This is a genomic window from Actinomycetota bacterium (assembly GCA_018333515.1).
Classification (GTDB): domain Bacteria; phylum Actinomycetota; class Aquicultoria; order Aquicultorales; family Aquicultoraceae; genus Aquicultor.
Genome location: JAGXSZ010000035.1, coordinates 72,307 through 91,157, shown reverse-complemented (window position 1 = coordinate 91,157; position 18,851 = coordinate 72,307). Strand labels below are relative to the sequence as shown.

General features: G+C 54.8%; 17 protein-coding genes. 3 read left to right on the top strand and 14 right to left on the bottom strand.

Annotated elements, in window-relative coordinates; all coding sequences use genetic code 11:
• Window positions 1-187: 187 nt before the first annotated feature.
• From KGZ93_10225 to hemE, 5 genes are all read right to left on the bottom strand, one after another.
• Window positions 188-838: a response regulator transcription factor gene (locus tag KGZ93_10225; protein MBS3909977.1), complete on the bottom strand. Its 651-nt coding sequence runs from the start codon at window positions 836-838 to the stop codon at window positions 188-190.
• Between the two features lie 211 nt (window positions 839-1,049).
• The gene (locus KGZ93_10220; protein MBS3909976.1) at window positions 1,050-3,878 is read right to left on the bottom strand and encodes a SpoIIE family protein phosphatase; all 2,829 of its coding nucleotides are present in this window, start codon (window positions 3,876-3,878) and stop codon (window positions 1,050-1,052) included.
• Between the two features lie 118 nt (window positions 3,879-3,996).
• A complete protein-coding gene (hemG, locus tag KGZ93_10215) occupies window positions 3,997-5,442 on the bottom strand; it encodes a protoporphyrinogen oxidase (protein ID MBS3909975.1) in 1,446 nt (481 codons plus the stop codon).
• Between the two features lie 30 nt (window positions 5,443-5,472).
• Window positions 5,473-6,450 (bottom strand): ferrochelatase, encoded by a 978-nt coding sequence (locus KGZ93_10210; protein ID MBS3909974.1) that lies wholly within the window; start codon window positions 6,448-6,450, stop codon window positions 5,473-5,475.
• A gap of 103 nt (window positions 6,451-6,553) precedes the next feature.
• Complete coding sequence (gene hemE / locus KGZ93_10205; GenBank protein MBS3909973.1) at window positions 6,554-7,588, bottom strand: uroporphyrinogen decarboxylase; 1,035 nt, start codon at window positions 7,586-7,588, stop codon at window positions 6,554-6,556.
• 213 nt (window positions 7,589-7,801) lie between these two features.
• Between hemE and KGZ93_10200 the strand changes: the two genes are divergently transcribed.
• A complete protein-coding gene (locus KGZ93_10200) occupies window positions 7,802-8,221 on the top strand; it encodes a MarR family transcriptional regulator (protein MBS3909972.1) in 420 nt (139 codons plus the stop codon).
• Window positions 8,222-8,239: 18 nt separating this feature from the next.
• Here KGZ93_10200 and KGZ93_10195 read toward each other — a convergent pair whose 3' ends face one another.
• The 5 genes from KGZ93_10195 to KGZ93_10175 form a co-directional block, all read right to left on the bottom strand.
• Window positions 8,240-8,812: a hypothetical protein gene (locus KGZ93_10195; GenBank protein ID MBS3909971.1), complete on the bottom strand. Its 573-nt coding sequence runs from the start codon at window positions 8,810-8,812 to the stop codon at window positions 8,240-8,242.
• 101 nt (window positions 8,813-8,913) lie between these two features.
• The gene (locus tag KGZ93_10190) at window positions 8,914-9,162 is read right to left on the bottom strand and encodes a phosphohydrolase (GenBank protein MBS3909970.1); all 249 of its coding nucleotides are present in this window, start codon (window positions 9,160-9,162) and stop codon (window positions 8,914-8,916) included.
• 142 nt (window positions 9,163-9,304) lie between these two features.
• Window positions 9,305-9,607, bottom strand: coding sequence for a manganese catalase family protein (locus KGZ93_10185; GenBank protein ID MBS3909969.1), 303 nt, complete (start codon window positions 9,605-9,607; stop codon window positions 9,305-9,307).
• A gap of 72 nt (window positions 9,608-9,679) precedes the next feature.
• Complete coding sequence (locus KGZ93_10180; protein MBS3909968.1) at window positions 9,680-9,961, bottom strand: DUF378 domain-containing protein; 282 nt, start codon at window positions 9,959-9,961, stop codon at window positions 9,680-9,682.
• Between the two features lie 128 nt (window positions 9,962-10,089).
• Window positions 10,090-12,300 carry a hypothetical protein gene (locus tag KGZ93_10175; protein MBS3909967.1) on the bottom strand — a complete coding sequence of 737 codons (2,211 nt, stop codon included), beginning with the start codon at window positions 12,298-12,300 and terminating at the stop codon, window positions 10,090-10,092.
• A 224-nt stretch (window positions 12,301-12,524) separates the two neighbouring features.
• Here KGZ93_10175 and KGZ93_10170 point away from each other — a divergent pair, with 224 nt between their 5' ends.
• Entirely contained in the window at window positions 12,525-13,181 is a 657-nt protein-coding gene (locus KGZ93_10170; protein MBS3909966.1) for an HAD-IA family hydrolase, read from the top strand.
• Window positions 13,182-13,299: 118 nt separating this feature from the next.
• Here KGZ93_10170 and KGZ93_10165 read toward each other — a convergent pair whose 3' ends face one another.
• Entirely contained in the window at window positions 13,300-13,527 is a 228-nt protein-coding gene (locus KGZ93_10165; GenBank protein ID MBS3909965.1) for a hypothetical protein, read from the bottom strand.
• Window positions 13,528-13,559: 32 nt separating this feature from the next.
• On the bottom strand, window positions 13,560-14,432 hold the full coding sequence (locus KGZ93_10160; protein ID MBS3909964.1) for a DUF3365 domain-containing protein: 873 nt from the start codon (window positions 14,430-14,432) through the stop codon (window positions 13,560-13,562).
• A 352-nt stretch (window positions 14,433-14,784) separates the two neighbouring features.
• On the opposite strand from KGZ93_10160, the gene KGZ93_10155 reads away from it, so the two are divergent.
• A complete protein-coding gene (locus KGZ93_10155) occupies window positions 14,785-17,520 on the top strand; it encodes a UPF0182 family protein (protein MBS3909963.1) in 2,736 nt (911 codons plus the stop codon).
• Between the two features lie 101 nt (window positions 17,521-17,621).
• Here KGZ93_10155 and KGZ93_10150 read toward each other — a convergent pair whose 3' ends face one another.
• Window positions 17,622-18,110 (bottom strand): hydrogenase maturation protease, encoded by a 489-nt coding sequence (locus tag KGZ93_10150; protein MBS3909962.1) that lies wholly within the window; start codon window positions 18,108-18,110, stop codon window positions 17,622-17,624.
• A 5-nt stretch (window positions 18,111-18,115) separates the two neighbouring features.
• A complete protein-coding gene (locus KGZ93_10145) occupies window positions 18,116-18,817 on the bottom strand; it encodes a cytochrome b/b6 domain-containing protein (protein MBS3909961.1) in 702 nt (233 codons plus the stop codon).
• Window positions 18,818-18,851: the final 34 nt, after the last annotated feature.

Here is an 18,851-nt window from a genome sequence, read left to right as displayed (position 1 = left end):
CTTTATTTGAAACGCCGCTAATACCAAGCGACACCGGGTCGCCTCATACTAACGTGATTACTAATATAATACCCCGCATGGTATGTTGTCAAGAAGATTCCATTTATTGGGATTGAAACGATTGGCGGAGACAGCTTAAGATGGGTACAAAAAATCAACGGATGGTTACTGGTTGAGAGGACTTGCCCTACTTCAATATAGCGCTCTCGTAGGCTTTCGAGACTGCCTGCGCCCTATCGGCCGCGCCTAGCTTTTTGAGAATGCTGCGGACATGCGTCTTGACGGTGTCTTCACTAATTCCAAGCTCAAAAGAGATACGTTTATTTGTAAACCCCTCGCATATCATCTTCAAGATCTGCAGTTGCCGGTTTGAAAGCCTTACCCCTTTTTTCTCTATGTTCCCATCGAGCAACGCATCCGATATTACGGGGTCTATGTATATGTCGCCGGAAGCTACCGTCCTAACCGCTTGCTTGATATCCTCCATAACGGCGTTCATCTTAAGTAAGCCGGAGACCTTAAGGTCGAATAGTAGAGTCCGCGCTTCCTTGGGGCGCCCGAGAGAGAACACGATGAACCGAGCCGACGAGTTCGCGAACTCGAGAAGCCTGCATAGGCCCTGATCCGGCAAGTATATGCTGGTTAGAATAATATCGGTATTGTCGCTGGTGATTCCCGTCAACGCCTCGTCTACATTCGAGGCTTCGCCCGCTATCTCAATATCATTTTCCGGACCGAGTATCGCTTTCAAGGCTTCCCGTAATATTGTGTTTTGGTCGACGATAAACACCCGTATGCAGGCCACGCTCTTTCCCCCGATATCCCGCTCGTTCGCCATAGGCCGGCTAAGTTTATCCTCTAAACCGAAAGGGGCAACATACCCCTCCCCATCGGCCATATCTTTCTTTGGTTACCGCAAAGTCCGGCACATAAGCTAAGATCACGCGATTAGCACATCACATAACTCCCAGAACGATTATACATCAAACAGCGGACGTAAGAAAACATAGGCCCAACGCCCCCAACGCCATGGCGAGCGCCGGCATAACCTAACCGCCTCCCGCGTCGGCCCCACTATCGTCGCAGGCATCACCCCGTACGTAGCGGATCGCGACGACGGCGATGTCATCGGTCAGTTTGTGCTTGGAAAACTCCGACGCGGCGGCGAGCAGCGCCTCGACCATATCTCCGGTCGGAGCGGCATATACGGTATCAAGCACTATTCCCGCCCGCTCGTCGCCGAAGAATTCGCTTCCATGACGCGCTTCCACCAGCCCGTCGGTATATAGGACCAGCGTGTCTCCGAGACACAATTTCGCTGTAAACTCCGAATACTCAACGTCTGTGAAAACACCGAGCGGCGGGTTTCTTCTCGCGACTTCCTTGAAGCACCCGCGCATTGTGCATAGAAACGGGTCGGGATGGCCGGCGCTCGCCATCGCGACCTCACCGGTCGAAGTGTTGATTATGCCATAGACCGCGGTCACGAATTGACCTTCTTTCATCTGCCGCTCGATAGCATGGTTCGTCTGTGTCAGCACATGCCGCGGGTCGGGGTCGCGATAGGCAAAGGCTCGGATTGTACTTTTGACGACAGATGTGGTCGTCGCAGCCGCGAGGCCTTTACCGGATACGTCGCCGACCACAAATCCGATAAGCGACTCGCCGAGTTCGAAGATATCGTAAAAATCCCCGCCTATTCTGGCTATTTCCGTAGCCGAGCGATACATATAACCGAAATCAACGCCGGCAATCTCCCTTGGGACGGTCAATATGGCGGTCTGCAGCGTGTCGGCGATTTTGCGTTCGGCCTCATAGAGGCGCGAGTTCTCAAGGGCGAGCAAGACCGATGCCGAAAGCTTGTTGGCGAAATCGACTTGAGCCTCGGAGAAATGCACGACCCCCGAGTGATAGTTGAAGAACAGCGCACCGATGGCCTCGTCTCTGACGAGTAACGGGGATACCAAGACCGAGCGAATATTAAGGTTTTCCATGACTCTCCGGTTGACACGTTCATCGTTGTACGCGTCGTCGATGGCGACCGGCGCGCGCCGGCTTACAGCGAGCATAGCATGCGGACACTCTTCGTCGGTAAGTCGCGCGCCCACCATCTCCGGCTCGAGCCCAAAGACATACCTGGCCACCCAGCCGTCGTCTTCGCGCAAAACGACGGCGGCCGTCTCCGCGCCGACCGCTTTCGCCGATTCTACGACGACTCGCTCCATGATCTCGTCGAAATCGAGCGTCGAGTTGATTGCCGCGTTGATATTGTTGAGAGCGTCGCTTAACTCTTGCGCCTGTTTCCGCTCGGTGATATCGATGAAGGTCACAACCGCTCCGCTGATAGCGGTATCCTCAAAGATCGGGTACGATGAGTACTCCACGGAAAACGCGCCGCCGTCTTTGCGCCAAAAGACCTCATCATCGACGCGTGCGCCGTGCCCGGTGCGCGCCGCGTTGTACACGGGGCACTCTTCGACCGGGTACGGGGAGCCATCGCTCTTGCTGTGGCGCATAAGCTCGTGCATCTTGCGACCTAAAACCTCTTCGGGCTCATAGCCGAGCATCTCCGCCGCCGCCAGATTACAGAAGGTGCACCTGCCCTCGAGGTCGATTCCATAGATACCCTCATCGGTCGATTCGAGCAGCAAGCGCATCCGGTTGGTCAGCAAGCGTATCTCGTCTTCAGCCCGCTTGCGCGCCGTAATATCCGTAAAGATGGTCGCGAATTGGCCGGCGGCCGGGGAGAAGACCGATATGCTGAAGTGCTTGTCCATCGGTGAAAAATAGGTCTCGAACTGGACCGGCTCCCCGGTCTCGGCGACCTTCGCATAGACATCGAGATATGGCGCCTCGTCGGTGCCGTACAGCGCGGTCGCCCTCTTGCCCTCGGCGTCCGCCGGCTTAATGCCCAGAATAGATTCGAACCTTGGATTGACGTCTTTAATAAGATAATCGACGGCGCGGCCGTCTTTGTCATAGATGACCTCGTGAAGAATCGCCCCCTCGTTCATGCTTGTGAAGAGGTTGCGATATTTATCTTCGCTCTCGCGCAAAGCCTCCTCGCTCAGCTTAAGATTCCTGAAGAGAAGGCTATACGGGCGCGCCAGGCCGGTCTCGATGAGCGCTCTGTAAACGAGGTAGAACGCGACTATCTTAAGGAAATGCCCGGTCAGATTGGAGAACCCGTAGGGGTCGGTGTAGAGCGTAAACGCCATCTCGGACGCGACGGTGACGAGAATCGACGCCGCAAGGAGACGCAAAACCCCGGCGTCAAAAAACGCCTTGCGTTTGTAGAGCAGATAGAGCGAGACGAGCAATATCGTTGAGATGATGTATTCGCTCGCGACTTTAAAAGTTGTCAGACCGGTTCCTTCAATAAACGCATCGGGGAATATGCCCCACTCGAAAATAGCGAGAAGCGCCAGAACGGACACCCCCGCATAAGCGATTGCGGCGACACGGTAATTGAGCTTCCGGACGAGAAAGACGGGTGCGAGCAGAAGCGAGACACTCTGCATATATCGCGCCAGTATCCAGAGCTGGGTCGGCAGATTGGCGTCAAAACCCGGAAAAATGTTCATCCCCTTGTATGCGAGCGTGTGGATTAGATCGACTCCGCCGACGAATAGATACGCGATGCCCAGCAGGAGCAGGTAGTCGTTTTCTATGAATTTGCGGGAATTCCAGGCTACCATGAAAATGCCCGCCGCTATTACAACGCTGAACAACTCGACTAGGCTGTGGAAGAGAAGGTAGTTGTAGAGGCTCGATGCGTAGAGCCCCGCGAGAACGGCTGCGGCAGCGATAACCTGAACGGTATAGCCTCTAACGAGCATATTATTTGTCGCCACGCCATTTGAGTCTGCTGTCTTCATCAGACGCCAACCTGCCCCCGTATAGAAACCAACGTCGGTAAGCCGGGCAAAATGCCGGACACGATTGTTAACATAATAACATGAAACGAACCGGCAAAGAACTCGCCTGATGAGGTGATTATATATGCGCCATGGCGGATTCCGCGGCTTTAGCGCCCGAGTTTATACAATCGGGCACGCCGACCCCGCGATATGAACCGCCCGCGACATATAAGCCGGGGTGTTTGGCGACGAGTTCGTCGATTTTGGCGACCCTGTCGAGATGGCCCATGGTGTATTGCGGCATCCCTCCCGGCCACCTGAATATCCACGTATCGACCGGCTCCGCGTCGATACCGATCAAGTCCTTTAATTCGGATTTTACCATGGCCCGCATCTCGTCATCGGGAACAGCGGCGAGATGCTGGTTGCGCGCGCCGCCGACAAAGACACGCACTAGGACATGCTCATCGTCGGGCACGCGTCCGCCCCATTTACTCGAACTCCACGTACAGGCCATGATTTTGCGGCCCTCGGACATCGGCACGATAAACCCGAAGCCCTTGAAGTCGTGCTTGACGTCCTTTCTGCGGAACGCGAGCGAGACGGTGGCCGACGATACCATCGGAATTTCGCGGAGAGCGCCGGCGAGCGAGCCGTCGAGTTCGTCGATGATGTCCGCGGCGACGTTAGACGGGGACGTTATGATAACGGCGTCGACATCGATTGTCGAGCCCGACGCTAGGTGTAGACGATATTGCGTATTCCCATCGTCGTGCCTAGCCTGCGTTATCCGGTCGACCGAGGCTTCCAGCATGATTTTCTCTTTATCGAGCGCGCTCAAGACCTCCTCTACGAGGTCGAGCATGCCGCGCTTGAACGACATGAAAAACGTTCGCGGGGGACCTTTCGGTTTCGCAGCGGCGACTCCATGCGACGCACCTCCCTGCCGCGCTTTCATCGCGGCCAGCATCCCCTTGATAAGGCTGCCGTATTTCTGCTCCATATCGAGAAGATTGGGAAAGGTCGCTGCCAGGCTCATAGTCTCGGGGTCCCCGGCGTGTATCCCGGCTACCAGCGGCTCGGCGATTCTGTCGAGCGCTTCGCGTCCGAGACGACGGTCCACGAAACTCGCCAGGGTCTCATCGCCCGCCACTTTTTTCTTCGGGATAAACCAGTCCATGGCCATGCGGATTTTACCCGGCCAGGAGAAAAGGTCGGTCGTCAAAAACGGCATTATTTTTGTCGGAACCATGATCATTATGCCGTCGGGCATCTCGCGCATCTTGTTTTTTACGAGAATGAAGGTCTTCTTAAGCTCATCGTTGCTGCCGATGAGGGTATCTTCGCAATCGAGTTTCCGGCACAGTTCGAAGACCCACGGCTTGGTCGAGACAAAGCAATCGGGGCCGCCTTCGACCACAAAGCCTTCTTTCGTCCGCTCGGTGCGGATTTTACCCCCGAGCCGAAGGCTCTTCTCGAGGACGATATAATCGACATCGGCGCCTTCTTTGCGCGCGTTCTCGATTGTCAAAGCCGCCGAAAGACCGGTTATTCCGCCTCCGATTATGGCCGTTTTTTTCAAAATTAACACCTCATTATAGGCTAACCGCCGTTAGTGTGCGGGTCCGGTCTCTTCGCGGTTTAGGGCAGCGCATACCATATCCGCGAGCGCTTCCATAAACCTGGGCGAGTCGTTGAGCGCTTCGGCTCGTTCGTAAGCGAGCCCCAGCTCTTCCGCTTGGCGTTTGTGGTGGATATCCAAGTCCCAGAGCGTTTCGACGTGATCCGCCGCGAAACCGACGGGAACGATAAGCACATCGGCGCACCGCTCCTCGACGATGTCCTCGTAGACCTCCTCGACTGTGGGGCCCAACCACGCACCGGGAATGTTGCCCTTACTCTGATAAGCGATACGCCAGGAATGCGGGGCTATCTTCTTTAAGACTTCATCAATGGTAATCTTTATCTCATCGACATAAGGGTCGCCCGCTTCGATATACGACATCGGAAGAGCATGCGCGCTGAAAACGATTTTGACCCCCATGCGCCTATCTTCGGGAAACCTCTCTATCGCGGCCGTGACTTTCTCGGCAATCGCATCGATAAAAGCCGGGTGTTTGTAGATACCCTCAAGCATTTCTATCGTTATGTCCAACCCGCGCTCGCCGACCACCCTCTCGATCTCCTCGGCATAAGCGCCCGTGCTGACCCGCGAGTGGTGGGGCGACATACTGATAGCGAATGCCCGCTTTATGCCGGCGTCCGCCATTTTCTCGATTGTCTCTTCGATAAACGGGCGCCAGTAGCGCATCCCGACATAGGTTTTGAACCTGCGCGCGCCCGCGCAGGTCTCATTGAGCACAGCTTCGAGCGCGTCGGCTTGTCTTTGCGTGATGGCCGGCAGCGGTGATTTGCCGCCTATGAGCCGGTATTTATTCTTGGCGCGCTCGATTATTTCGGGTGTCGGCTTTCTCCCCTTCATGAGCCGGTCCATGAACGGCTCGACGGCATCGAGCGAATCGGGGCCGCCGAAGGCCATGAGCATGACACCGATAGTCTCGTTGTGAGACGTCGTTATTTCTGAAGACAAAGCTAACGCTCCTTCCGGGCGGTCACTGGTTGTCGGGTGACCCTCTCACCCTCAAGGCGAGGGAATATCAGGCTAAAGCCCTGAGCGAGTACCCGCTTTATCCCTACCTCCTGCTCAACCTGTGCACGGCGTCGACGAGCGCTTTGGCATGCTCGACCGGTGTCTCTTTGTGGATGCCGTGGCCGAGGTTGAAAATATGTCCCGGTCGCCCGTCCGTTCTGTCAAGGATATCCTTTACCCGCGCTTCGATGCTTTCAACGGGACCGAAGAGGGCGATGGGGTCGAAATTGCCCTGGATGGCCTTATCATATCCGATTCTGCGCCAAGCTTCGTCGAGATTGACGCGCCAGTCGATACCGACCACGTCGCCGCCCGCTTCCGATACGAGTTCGAGAAGGGTCGAGGCGTTGTTCGCAAAATGGATTCGCGGGACACCGGCGTCGGCCAGGTTATCCATGACGAGCGCGCTGTATGGCATCACGAATTCCCGGTAATCGTTCGGGTTTAGCGCGCCGACCCAAGAATCGAACATCTGTACGGCCTGGGCACCGGCGGCTATCTGCATCTTCAAGTACCGGGTAACTATTTCGGCGAGCTTCTCCATGAGCGCGTGCCACGCCGCAGGGGCCTCGTACATCATCGCTTTCGCGTAGCGATAGTCTCGCGAGCCCGAGCCTTCTATGACATAGCTTGCGAGCGTAAACGGAGCACCGGAGAAACCTATCAGCGGAACCCTGTTTTCAAGCTCCCGCCGGAGTATTTTAATAGCCTCGGCGACATACGGCGTCGCTTCTTCCGCGTCGATAACGCGAACGTTGGCGACGTCCGCCATGCCGCGCACCGGATTATGAATGACCGGGCCTTCGCCTTTCGCGAACTCCAGGTCGATGCCCATTCCTTCAAACGGAAGCAGGATATCCGCGAAGAGAATCGCCGCGTCGACATCGAGCGCGTCGATAGGTTGAAGCGTTATTTCGGCGGCAACCTCGGGCTTCTTGCACATCGTCAAGAAATCGTATTTGGCGCGGATGTCGCGATACTCCTTCATGTAGCGACCGGCCTGGCGCATCAGCCAAACCGGTGTCGCATCGACGGGCTCGCGCCGGCATGCCCTTAGGAAACGGTCATTAAAAGCCATTTTCGTGCTCCTTCCAAGCTGTTGCGGCCATAAATCCGGGGCCTGCAAAACATTCCATAGTATACCTATAAGTTCTAGTATCTAAACAATATAATTAAAGCCATCATCTATTCCGATAATATCTATACCTTGCTAACCTGCTCATATGAAGCTATAGACAATTCATGGAAGCATGATATACTTAGTTTATCTAAGTTTTAGGAGAAATGCAAGATGGAGTCGATAGATCGCAATACGGATGAGATATTGGAGAGGCTTTTGAGCGTGCTGCGAAAATCGCGACCGCAGCACGTAAGCAAGATTCTCGGAATAAGACGAGCCGAGCACCACGCGCTCCGTATTCTCTCGGCTAACGAAGGTTGTGATATATCGACGTTCGCGGCGAACGTGGGCGTGAGACAGCCGACGGCTACCGTAACGGTGGACCGGCTGGTGGAGGCCGGCTTCGTGACCAGAACGCCGTGCGCAAACGACCGGCGGGTCACCCGCCTGCATTTGACCGACGCGGGACGCGATGTAGTCGAGCGCTCACGCGAAGCGCACCGCGCCATCATGGTGCCCTATATCGAAAGACTCACGCCTGACGAGCAAGCGGAACTCATCCGTATCCTAAAGAAAATGGGAGACCGCTAGAGCACTATCGATTGAGCCCTATGCCGCCTCTAGCTCCCCTGCCTTCTCATCATACCAGCTATCGATAATACCGTTGGTCAAGAAGAACGCCTTATCGATATTACTCCTGATGCCCGCCGGCAAAGAATCGAGTTTCTCCCCTAAGCGAGTATAACTATAGTCGAGACACTCGCGCATGATCGTAAGGAAACATGTTAGCGATTTGTCGACGGGGCGACCGTGTCGTTTCCACTGGTAGCTGTAGATATTATAGAAACTGACCATGAAATCGCCCGCCCGCGATGACGACTGCTCGGGCGACCAGTCATTAATAATGGGGCTCTCGAAATTATCGCTCAACCCTTTTATATACTCTATAAACCCGTCCTGGCGACCGAGTACCGCGTCTTCGCCCATGATTGCGATGAACGCCGTTCGTATGAGTTTCTCAAAACAGTATAGCCCTTCGCTGTCGATTTCGGCGTTCTCGACCGAGCAATGTGTTTCTTTAAAATACGATCGCGCGATCGAGACCTTCCCGGTCGACCTTATATAGCGTTTAGCTTTCGCTAAATCCGTATCCCCTGCTCCAAACCCTTTTGAACTTGACATCCTTTGCCTCCTCGCCGGAAAGTCATTTTCACGTACAAAAATGTTATCGGCGGCATAAAAGGATTCTCGATAGCGGATTCGAGGTTTTTTGCGAGATGCGGCTATTTGTCGGGGTCTTTGCCGAGCGCTTCCATGACGGCCTGCCAGCGGTCCTCGCCGAGACATGAGCGCGCGGACGAGCACCACTGAACACACGACGGCGTCTCTTCTTTCGCGACCCACTCTTTACATTTCGGACACCGTCTTCTCATCTCATCCGAAAAGATCTCTACAGCTTCACCGCAGCCGGGACAGGCATAAACACCCGCGGTGATGTTTCTCATATCCGAACCCGGGCACTTAGTGGACATTTAAACTCCTTTACACGTGCTGTTTTGCAATTAATGGTATTCCTCTGGCACGACAAAATCAAGAAAGCCGTCTTGGGGATGATTTTGGCTTTCTCCACCGCATATATCGCGGAATAGTCACAGCTTATATAAAACGCGAGGATCACTCTTCGAGTTCGCCGCGCATCTCCTCGACCTCTTTGGCACCGTCATCTAAATACTTATCTTCCTCGGGGTCGAGAATGCGCAATAGTTGCTGAAACTCGCCGATATGTTCACGCTCTTCGTTGGCGATGTCGGTTAGAACCTTTTTGGCGAGAGGGTCGTCGGTAGCATCGGCATGCGCCATATACAGGTGAATCGCCTCATGCTCGGCGCTGATATTCAGCCTTATCGCCCTAATCAGCTCATCCTTGGTCATCTTGCGCGACACCATACCAGAAAACGGATTTACAAACTCCGGCATATCGATTTCTCCTTATAATAGGAAAAAAGCGGGCGCGTCGCGCCCGCCTTGCTATCAGGACACGAATATAGGCTACGCGACCTTTCTCATGCGCTCCCGCTCTTCAATGGGCATCAAGCGCGACTGCGCCGAAGCTACCTTTGTCAGCGAGTAGATAGAGTACAAACCCGCGACGCCTACGACCGCGAAAATCACGCGGGATGCCGCACTAATCGCGGATGTCCCGAGACTACCTTCGCCAAAGATAGCCCTGACCAGGTCGAAGTTGAAAAACCCGACCAAACCCCAATTTAGCGCTCCGATAACCGCTACGGTCATCGCGGTCCAGTCCAGCCAGTTAAGCCTGCCTTGCACTGCTCTCACCTCCCAAAACCTCTACACCGACAACCCATGTCTCCGGCAACCCAGCTTGAGACGGAGACATATCATTACATTTTGATGATTCCCTTGATTTAACGGATTCAAACGCTCGCGCCAATGAATTATATATCGCGAAGGCCTCCCTCTATCCGCGCCTCTATCCGCGCTATCTCGTTTTTGACCTCCGAGAAAAAAGCCGGCGAAACGCCGATTGCCTCGAAGCCGGCGGCGACCAGATACGGAAGGACCGACGGGTCGCGGGCGCTCTCCCCGGCTACGCACGTGAAGATGTTGTGCTCGCCGGCGACAGTAGCCACCTCGTCGAGCAGACGCAAAACGGCGGCATGGTTCGGCCTGAATATGCGGGCTACCTTTTGGCTCTCCCTATCGAGCGCCAGCGTACACATCACGAGGTCGCTCATGCCGATGCTGATAAAATCGATGCCCTCATCGATAAAGTCGAGCAAGGTAAATACCGTCGCCGGATTTTCAACGGATATCCCGACCTTGACGTCTTCGTGCGGGCGCAATCCCACATCGCGCATGACCTCTTTAGCGGCGCGCAATTCGTCGACAAAGCGGATGAACGGGAGTTTGATGCCCAAGTCGCCGCCGGTTATCTCAAGCGCCCTGGAAACCGCCGTGAATTCCAGTTCGAGCATCTCGCGCTCTTCGAGTTCTCGCCCGATGCCGCGCCAACCGAAAAGCGGGTTGCGCTCTTCGGGGTCGTCCGCGCCTTTTAGGCGCCTGAACTCATCGGTTGGCGCGTCCATAGTCTTATACCAGACCGGTTTGCCTTTAAACAGCTGGAGGGTTTGGACGATACCGTTGGCGATGCTCTCCTCAAGATAGACGCCGAGACCTTCTTTGATCATCTTGATCGGGTGAACTCCCGATTCGAGCATGAAGTAATCGTTGCGCAAGGATGAGACTCCGTCGGCGAACGGCGCGACGTTGCGCGCTTTCTCGGGAACGAGCACCGAGATAAAGACCTTGGTTAGGGTGTCGGGAACATCACCGCTCCGGTTCGTCCGAACCGCCAGGTCTCCCTCGTATACCGCACCCCTAAAACCATCTACCGTTACCAGCCGGCCTTCTTTGAGCTTCTCGGTAGCGTTTGCGGTAGCCAGCACGCAGGGCACGTTGAACTCGCGCAATATATTCGCCCCGTGACTCGTGGCCCCGCCTTCGTCGGTGACGACCGCCGCCGCGCGCCGTAGATGAACCGCTAAGTCATTGGTTATGCGCTTCGCGACGATTACGGTGTTGCGGTCGGTGTCGGGAATCTCGTCGGGCCCGATGATTTTAACCCTGCCCGACCCCATCGCCGGACTTACGCCGCTGCCCCTCAACAACACCGTGTGCTCGCCGATTTGCGGAAAGAGCTTCTCGTAACGCTCGCCGATGACGATAGGCCTTGACTGCAAAATGAAAAACTCGCCGCCGCTATATGCCCACTCGATGTCTTGCGGTCTTCCAAAGATATCCTCAAGCTTAATCCCCGCGCCGGCCAGCTCGAACACCTCTTCCTCACTGAGCCTTGGGGTCAATTCAAGCTCTTCGAAGACCTTTCTTCTCTCACCTGTGGGTGAGATGAACTCGGATTGGCGACCGAGCTTGCGGCTGACCGTCATCCGCCGCTTTTTGGAGTAGAGATAGCGCTCGGGGGTGACCTCGCCGGAGACTATTTCCTCGCCGAAGCCCAGAATAGCCTCGATGACGACTTTGTCGTTGTCGCCCGACACCGGGTCTTTGGAGAACACGATGCCCGAACGCTCGGCCGGGACCATAGCCTGGATTAAGACGGCTACACCGACATCCGCCCCGAGTAAGCCTTGTTCCCTCAGGTAGATGTGTGTCTCCGGAGTGAAAACCGACGCCCAGCATTTGCGCACCGCGACCAATAAGTCGTCGAAATCGCGCACGTTGGGAAAGGACGACAAAAGGCCCGCGAAGCTTGCTTTTGGCGAATCTTCGACCGTGGCCGAACTGCGAACTATAAGACCGACCGAACTTGTCGGCGAAAGTTCCTCAAAAACCCGGATGAGGGAGGCCCGTATCTCGTCCTCGATGCCGACCGCGACTACCGCGTCCTTTAATCTCTCACAAATCTCCGCGATAACGTCGGGTGATTTGCCGGCGCCGAAAAACGCCGCCGGCAAATCACCCAGCCCTCGCTCCGCAATGACCATGCGAAACGCATCGGCCGAGAGTATGAGCCCCGGGGGCACCAATAGTCCCGCTTGATGGATGAGTGCGACGTTTAGCCCCTTGCCGCCGGCCAAGAGTATCTGCTCGGGTCGCACCTCGTCGTAGGAGTAAATTAGTTTCATCGAAGCCGTCCTTTATTGATGGACATAGCCGGACTCACTCGGTTTATACTGTTGTTATTCCCAGAACCGTATATTCTCACCACCGCGACAGGTGAATATTTGGCGCAACGCCCGCCGAATCGGGCCGCCGCGCAACCTGGGCCTGGTCGCCGGCATTGGGCTCGCAACGCCCGCGACGGACATTGGGGGTTATCGCGGGGCAGCCCATTTGATATAATGTTTCCATGCAAGTATTTGAAGTTATTCTATTTGATGTCGACGGAACCCTGCTGGACACGAGCGAATTCATCTTTCAAGCTTTCGAGCACACTCTGGAGCACGCCGGTTTTCCCGAGAAAAGCCGCGAAGAGATAGCGCGCTTGGTGGGAAAACCGCTGGACCTGTGTTACGAGATACTAACCGGCGTCGAGGATGTATCGGGGCTGAGCGCTATGCACCGCGCATTCCAGGTCGAGCATATCGATTTAGCGCGGGCATATCCGGGCACGCGGGATACGTTGGAGGCTTTGAAGAGGTCCGGCTTGAAAATCGGCGCGGTCACGACACGAGCCAGGACGTCGACCCTGGCGACTTTGAGTCTTACCGGATTGGCGACTTATTTTGACCACGTTGTCGCGTTCGAAGACGTCGAGAACTTAAAACCGCACCCCGAGCCAATTTTGAAGACGTTGGCCTTCCTTAATTCACAACCCGATGCGGCGGTCATGGTCGGCGACACCGACGTCGACATCGCCGCCGGAAGGAACGCCGGCACATTGACGGTAGGCGTAACCTATGGGTTCCACGGCCTCGAGATACTGAGAAGCTGTCCAGACCACATAATCGATGATATTGCCGCGGTACTCCCGCTGGTGCTGCCGCTCTTCGAACACCAAAGATAGGATTGCCGGCGGAGGCACCCTAAGCTTGGATGCCCGCTCGCCGCCGGGCGCGCAACAGGACAAAGGCGGATGGCTTTGCGCCACCCGCCCTCTATGGTAGGCCTTCGTTGTTAGTGCTCTACTTAAGCGCCAAGACCTTGTTGGAGAATTCCTCGGCCTTATCCTTGCCTATTACCAGGCCGGCGGATATGGTGATCCATCTGCCCAATTCGGGGATTTCGCCGGCCGAGAGGTTTTCGAATGACGTGTTTAGATGAGCACTGCACTGCCTCTCAAGAAAGCGTTCCGCCGCCGGCCCCAAATAGGACACCGCTATATTTAAAACCTGCTTCGATAAATCCGACATCGTATCCCCCGCAAGATCTTTGGTTAACTCGATTATTGGTCGTTCGTCATATTGAGAATTTTGATGCTGGCGATGAGCCTGTTGAACGCTTCGGCCAGCTCACCGATTTCATCTTTCCGGTCGATGTCGATGACGACATCCATCTCACCCCTGCTGACCTTATCGGCGACGTCGGCGAGATGCTTTATGGGCGCCGTAACGCGGCCGGCTAGAATATAGGTGACCCCGATTACGCCGAGAAGAGCGGCGGCAAAAATGTACCCGAGGTTAAGCATGCTTGCGGCATTGCGCGCTTCGGCCTCGTCGATCGGGAGCGAAATGCTCACCATACCGTCTACTTTACCCACGGTATATTCCGGATGGCATTTCATACACTCTTCTTTAGTTACCATCGCGGCATTGTAAACATAGTACTTCTTGCCGTCCTCGCCGACAACTTTGGTATGCTCCTCGGTGAGTGCGCCGCCCTTCATGCTCCCCAAAACCTCAAGCTCTTTGTCGCTCGGCTTGTTGATCGGATTGATCGGTTTGTCGCTCGGAACACGATATGTAAACGCGGCCTTGCCTTCTTTTTGCGAAATATCCGACATCGCTTGCATAAAGCTAAACCCGTTGATCAACGCGAACTTATCACCTTTCGCGCTGGTCATTTCAGCTTTAATACCGGGAATACCCGCTAAGAACGGGCTTACACCGAAGCCGTCTTTCTGCTTGGCGAAAACGCCGCCATGTCCGGATACCACCGTCCTCACCAACGATAGCGAAGAATTAATCGATTTCGCCTGGTTGTAATAGAGCGACTCCGATTGGGTCTTCTGGGAATTCGCCACGAAAACAAAGGTGGCGACCAAGGTTCCCAGGAGTACCGCGCCGATTACCAGCATCATTCTTGTCTTTAGCTTCATTGAAATGTTCCCTCCAGTGTTATTGTATATTTGTTTTCCGCAAATGTTCGTGCTGAAAACTGCACGCCTAGTAGGCTTCTCATCGAATATCGGCGAATCGCACCCGCGCTTTATCCGTTTCGCAAAATTTCTATCGAAAATATTCGAATTATATACAATCCCCGACGACCGGCCGAGTCGGTTATCTTTCCGGGGCTACTCGCTTCTTGCCGGCGCTTAAAAATACGACTCGGGTTTGCTTTTGAGTCCGGCTTCTAGTTAAATAAAAGTAAGCCGGTTCCAACAGCAACCCAAACGCCCTGAGACAACAGGCACGACCGCCGCCGGCTCCATTCCTAAACCGGAGGCTACCTTGAAAACTGGAAAGGTAATAACTTACGCACTATTCGCCGTACTCTTTGCGATAATACTCTTCTCAAAGGCGCTCGTTAACCTCTTTACCGATTGGCTCTGGTTTAAGGAGGTCGCCTATGACGGCGTCTTTGTCGAAATACTCTCGCTCAAGACAGGGCTTTGGGTCGCGTCCGGCCTTGCCTTTTTTGTCTTTCTCTACGCCAACATGCTCATAGCCAGAAAAATGGCGCCGCCCTTCCCGTATTGGTTCGGGTCGCAAGACGACCCTCTTTACGAGATACTGAAGCTTATTAAATCGCCGGCCTTTATGCGTCTCTTTAACCTGTTGTTGTTTGGGATCGCTTTCGGGTTCGCGTTTATAATCGGCGCCTCGGCGACGGGTTATTGGGATATAGTGCTAAAGTTCCTCAACCAGGTCCCGTTTGGGATTAAAGACCCCGTCTTCGATCTCGACCTCTCATTTCATGTCTTTTCAGTCCCGTTCTACCGGGCTTTGCTCAGTCTTGGTTTTCAGACTATCGTTATCTCAATAATCCTTACGAGCGCGGTACACTGGATAAACGGCGGCATCACACTCCGTCCGGACATGCGGAGATTCGCGCCGCATACGAAAGCCCATCTTTCGGTCCTGTTCGGTTTGTTCTTCGTCTTACTCGGACTTTCGTACAAATTGAACTCATATGACCTGTTGCTTTCGAACACCGGCGTCATCTTCGGCGCGGGCTATACGGATATCCACGCCAAACTGCCCGCGCTGACCGTGCTCTTCTACGCGTCGTTCATCGCGGCGGTGATGTTCATGGTCAACCTGCATTTCAAGGGCTGGCGACTGCCGGCCGCCGGCATCGCGTTTATTATGGGCATAAGCGTCCTTGCGGGCGGCGTCTACCCGGCTCTGGTGCAACAATACAGCGTCTCACCGGACGAGATAGACAAAGAGGCGCCTTATATAAAGAGGTCGATCGAGTTTACCAAACGCGCGTACGGCCTCGACAAGATAGAGGAAAAGCTCTTCCCGGCCGAGCAGGTGCTTACCATTGAGGACCTGAACAAAAACCGGCAGACCATCGACAACATCCGCCTCTGGGATTGGCAACCGCTTCTCAAAACATATAACCAGATACAGAGTATTCGCCCTTACTACAACTTCTCCGATGTCGACGTCGACCGTTACCTGATCGACGGCACCCTACGGCAAGTAGCGATATCCGCGCGAGAACTCAATATCGACAGCCTTTCCGACAACGCCAAAACTTGGATGAACCAGCATTTGGTCTACACCCACGGGTACGGGATAGTGGCGAACAGAGTCAACGAGTTCACGGAAGACGGCATGCCGAGGCTGATATTAAAAGACATCCCGCCTAAGACCGACATACCGAGCATGAATGTCACGCGTCCCGAAATATATTTCGGCGAGACGAGCAACGATTACATCGTCATCGGCACCACTACACGCGAATTCGACTACCCGTTGGGTAACGAGAACAGCTATACAATGTATGAGGGAACCGGCGGTGTGGCGATGGATGGTTTATTAAAAAAAGCCGCCTTTGCTTGGCGCTTTAACAGCATGAAGCTGCTTCTCGCGGATTCGCTCACGGATAAAAGCAGAATTATCTTTAACCGCAATATCGGCGAGCGCGTCCGGCTCGTAGCGCCGTTTCTCAGATATGAGAAAGACCCCTATATCGTAATAGACAAAGGAAGGCTCTTCTGGATGCTCGATGCCTACACCGTCGACGACCGCTATCCGTATTCACAGCCGTTCGCGGGCGACGATAACTACATCCGAAATTCGGTTAAGGTCGTCATCGACGCCTACAACGGGACAATCGACTATTACGTATTCGATAAGGAGGATCCGCTCATAAGAACATATCAGAGAGCCTTCCCGGGGCTGTTTAAAGACAGCTCGCGGATGCCGGAGGGACTTAAAGCTCATATCCGGTACCCGGAAGGACTCTTTGCCGTCCAAAGCGAGATGTTCGCGACCTTCCACATGGCCGACCCGCAAGTCTTCTACAACAAGGAAGATTTGTGGAGTATCCCTAAGGAAATCATCGGCGACGCGCAACAAGAGGTCTCGCCATACTATATGATGATGAAACTTCCCGGTGAGGATAGAGAAAAATTCATGATAATGACGCCGTTTACGCCCGCGAAGAAGAACAACATGATCGCCTGGATGGCCGCTAAGAGCGACCCTGCCGAATACGGGCAGCTCCTCGTCTACAGGTTCCCGAAACAAAAGCTCGTCTACGGGCCGCTCCAGATAGAGGCGCGCATCGACCAGACACCCGAAATATCGCAGCAGCTTTCACTGTGGAATCAGAGCGGGTCAAAAGTTCTCCGGGGTAATCTCTCTGTGATACCGGTGGAGGACTCGATCCTCTATGTCGAGCCGCTCTATCTCCAGGCCGAGCAGACGGAACTGCCGGAGCTGAAGCGGGTAATCGTCGCGTACGGCTCTAAGATCGTGATGGAATCCGACCTGGGCACGGCGCTCAACGCTATCTTTGGCGAAGGCAAAGAGCCGCCTCGACCGGCCAAGGATGGAGAGCCCGCGCGGCCCGAAACGCCGAGTTCCATCAAAGAGCTTACCGACGAGGCCTCGAAATTCTTCGATAACGCGCAGAAGAAATCGCGTGCCGGAGATTGGGCCGGTTACGGTGAAGAGCTAAGGAAGCTAGAGGATACGCTCGCAGAGCTTAAAAAGCGCACGGCGGAGTAATAAACAACTCATAAATCATACGAGTCAAACAAGAGTCTGGTCCGGCGCGTTCCAGGAAACGATTGGCCGATCTATCCATCGAGCGCCCGCTACGGCGCCCGTTACGGGCGGGCGGCGCCAAACCTGACCAGCTCATCGATGACGAGCGCGCGCACGCGCGGCACCGCCGCGGCCACCGGCTCGGTCAGTACCTCATCGCGCGGGCGCACATCCCCCACTTGGACGCCGAAGACGATGACCTCCGGGTCCGCCCCCACGAGGCGAGCGTTAGAGATAAGGTGCGGGACACCCATGCCGTGGATGTTGTTAGACCTTAAATGGACGATGTCCGCTTCGTCGGCATTGAAACGAAAGATGCTGCCGGCCTCGGCTTCGGCGGCGACCGCGTCGATGACGATAACCACGTCCGACTCCCTAAAATGCCTCATAAGCCCCATGCCGGCGGTCTCCCCGAGGACGACGCTTACGGGTGAGTCCTCGAGTTCCGCGACAAGCCCGCGCGCGACGGCAACTCCGACGCCGTCATCGCCCATCAGAGTATTCCCAACGCCGAGCACCGTAATCCTGGGCGCCGGTTTGAAACCGGGCATATCCATCACTCCCCCGACTCGTCGCGCTCGAGTCCATGACGCTCTTCCGCGACGCGGGCTTCTCGCCATAGGAACATCAAGGGCAGCTCATGGATGGTCTCTGTCAGCACCAAGTATACGTGAATCATCGTGATGAAGATAAATCCCCACATCGTCAGGTAGTGTATGGAACGTACCGTGGCTGTTCCCCCCAACAGGTAAGTCAACGGCAGGAAAAACTGTGCGGTCGCGGTCAACAGGGAAAAACCGGTGATTATTTGGACTGTGATAAATAATATCAACGAGACGTAAGCGGTCTTTTGGAGGGGATTGTACTTTTGCGTTCTCGGGTGCGTCCCTCGCAGGAAGAGATAGTACTTAATCATCGGCAACAGCTTGCCGCGGTTCTCCTTCTGCGGAAGAAAGAATTTATAATCGCGAATCTTGGCGCGCCCGCCGCTAGGTGCCGACCCTTTGCCGAAGAACGCCCAGTCCATCCTAACCACGCCGGTTGCGATTAAGATAAACGCGAACATAGTATGAAACGTCTTGTTGATAATCATCGACCCCTGGTAAAACGGCGAGTGGATAAAGAAGCCCGTCCAGATGAGAACGATCATCGAGATAAGGTGTACCCCGTGGGTCACTACCGCCATTAACGGGTGCTCTTCCCTGGTCTCATGCTTGCTGATGCCGAGTTTGAACTGTCTGGTCTCATCTTCCCGCATCGCTACCCCCCTAGCCGACTCTGAACTCTAGAAT

Bases quoted from the DNA above. Each gene is read 5' to 3' on its own strand.
- KGZ93_10150 (MBS3909962.1), bottom strand. From the start codon at position 18,110: ATGCCCGGTTTCAAACCGGCGCCCAGGATTACGGTGCTCGGCGTTGGG.
- KGZ93_10190 (MBS3909970.1), bottom strand. From the start codon at position 9,162: ATGTCCACTAAGTGCCCGGGTTCGGATATGAGAAACATCACCGCGGGT.
- KGZ93_10195 (MBS3909971.1), bottom strand. From the start codon at position 8,812: ATGTCAAGTTCAAAAGGGTTTGGAGCAGGGGATACGGATTTAGCGAAA.
- KGZ93_10145 (MBS3909961.1), bottom strand. From the start codon at position 18,817: ATGCGGGAAGATGAGACCAGACAGTTCAAACTCGGCATCAGCAAGCAT.
- KGZ93_10225 (MBS3909977.1), bottom strand. From the start codon at position 838: ATGGCGAACGAGCGGGATATCGGGGGAAAGAGCGTGGCCTGCATACGG.
- KGZ93_10160 (MBS3909964.1), bottom strand. From the start codon at position 14,432: ATGAAGCTAAAGACAAGAATGATGCTGGTAATCGGCGCGGTACTCCTG.
- KGZ93_10185 (MBS3909969.1), bottom strand. From the start codon at position 9,607: ATGCCGGAGTTTGTAAATCCGTTTTCTGGTATGGTGTCGCGCAAGATG.
- KGZ93_10220 (MBS3909976.1), bottom strand. From the start codon at position 3,878: ATGAAGACAGCAGACTCAAATGGCGTGGCGACAAATAATATGCTCGTT.
- hemE (MBS3909973.1), bottom strand. From the start codon at position 7,588: ATGGCTTTTAATGACCGTTTCCTAAGGGCATGCCGGCGCGAGCCCGTC.
- KGZ93_10200 (MBS3909972.1), top strand. From the start codon at position 7,802: ATGGAGTCGATAGATCGCAATACGGATGAGATATTGGAGAGGCTTTTG.
- KGZ93_10165 (MBS3909965.1), bottom strand. From the start codon at position 13,527: ATGTCGGATTTATCGAAGCAGGTTTTAAATATAGCGGTGTCCTATTTG.
- KGZ93_10175 (MBS3909967.1), bottom strand. From the start codon at position 12,300: ATGAAACTAATTTACTCCTACGACGAGGTGCGACCCGAGCAGATACTC.
- KGZ93_10170 (MBS3909966.1), top strand. From the start codon at position 12,525: ATGCAAGTATTTGAAGTTATTCTATTTGATGTCGACGGAACCCTGCTG.